Source organism: Vreelandella lionensis, from assembly GCF_044543515.1.
GTDB classification, from domain to species: Bacteria; Pseudomonadota; Gammaproteobacteria; order Pseudomonadales; family Halomonadaceae; genus Vreelandella; species Vreelandella lionensis.
Map to the genome: position 1 here is coordinate 1 of NZ_JBITWC010000051.1, position 1656 is coordinate 1656.

2 protein-coding genes are annotated in these 1656 nt (G+C 51.1%); both read right to left on the reverse strand.

Going from position 1 to position 1656, the window contains the following annotated elements; translation table 11 throughout:
* Positions 1 to 353 precede the first annotated feature (353 nt).
* A complete protein-coding gene (locus ACIGG6_RS18225; protein ID WP_399846539.1) occupies positions 354 to 629 on the reverse strand; it encodes a hypothetical protein in 276 nt (91 codons plus the stop codon).
* Positions 629 to 1462, reverse strand: a complete 834-nt coding sequence (locus ACIGG6_RS18230; protein WP_399846541.1) for an Rpn family recombination-promoting nuclease/putative transposase — start codon at positions 1460 to 1462, stop codon at positions 629 to 631. The genes ACIGG6_RS18225 and ACIGG6_RS18230 overlap by 1 nt, the downstream gene beginning before the upstream one ends.
* Positions 1463 to 1656: the final 194 nt, after the last annotated feature.

Here is a 1656-nt window from a genome sequence, read left to right on the forward strand (position 1 = left end):
TGAATTCTTCAGTGTAACGGGGACGGCTCATGGATCCTCCTAGATACCTTTAGTATAAGGCCTGGAGGTGTCTATGAAACCTGGGGCGATTCAGTTCCGTCTCCGAGGGTAGGAAACGAACACTTTGGCGGCTAAATCCAGCGAGCAAAACAACGAAAAAGCAACGAACGGGAAAAGCTAGCGTCGTTGTGGAGCAGAAATGAGCAGAGCAAACACTATCAATTATCTACTTAACCCAATACTTAACTGACAGCTAAAACGACGACAGCGCACTCTCCCGTGCAAAGGTAAGTCTGCGCGTCTCTTCATTATCGCTAAGCTCACGGATGCGACTTATCACTTTCTTTGGCACCTCAGTGCTTGAATAACTCATCAAGAGAACTAGCAGTGAGAATTTCATCAGACCACTTGTCTAGTTGCTTGCTACCAGCATGCTCCAAACGATGCAGCGCCCACTCCGGCAATTCTCCAAACTTCATTTTAACGAGCTTGGCAAGCAAATGGGCCTTGCCTTCCCTGCGAGCATCATTCAGCAACGACACCTCGTCCCTTAACGCTCTCTCGCGCACAAAGGCCAAGCGGCGAGTCTCTTCATCAGCGCTGAATTCACGGATGCGGCTCATCGCCATCAATGCTTCACTTCAGCACGCAATGCCTTAACTTCAGATTCTGTTAACTCTGAGGCAACAGCGATTTGGGCATCAGACAATACGTTCATTGAAATCAGATTTCTTGCCACTTCTTCGCGACCTTCCCTGCGAGCGTCGTTCAGTAGTGAGATTTCATCCCGCAGCGCCCGCTCCCGCACAAAAGCAAGTCGGCGAGTCTCTTCATCGGCGCTAAGCTCGCGGATGCGGCTCATCGCCTTCTTAACCGGTTCATGGGCGACATTAGCCATCGTCAATTCCTCCTGCCAGTGCTTGAAGAAGGTGATCCAGGCGCGCAGTGGGCCTTCTGGCAAACCCAGGCGATCCGCCTTGTTCAGTTCGATCAGGTTCATCTGCAGGATGTTCCCCAGCGAAATATGGGGTTGGCATTCATCGCGCATTTCGAAACGCCACACTGCTTGCTGGCGCTCGGCAACAGTATCCGTGAACAGGTCGAAATCCAACAAATGTAGGCCTACCGAGGCACGCAGCTCTTGGTAATCTTCCCCAGCGCTAAGCTGGCCTCCCAGCGTGCGGGCTAGATAGAACAGCCCCCGTTTGTGCCAAGCGCCGTAGCGACGTACCTGCACCTCGACATTATAGCAGTGGCTATCGCCATCACGGGCTAACACGTCGAGGATGATGTACTTTCCTGTCAGCTCTGTTGGTTCAATGTTGGGGTTGAGGATCTCCACTGAGGTAATGCCAGGTAAGTCCGGGCGTAAATCATTGATCAGATCCACTAACAAGTCAGGAGCTTCAGCAAAAAGACGCTTAAAGACGTAGTCGTTGGTGGGGTCGAGTAACTCGCTCATGGGAACTCCTACTGTAATGCTCCTGATGCTATCACAATGCCATATGACACATACTATCGCTTCAAGTTTTCCCGCAAAACGCCTACCCATAAGTCCTAGAAATGAATCGCCCCGGGTATTCTAGACACCCGTTAGGCTCTTAAAGTAACGCCTTTCATACTCAACCGGTGACAAGTTATCACTTGTGCCGTGTC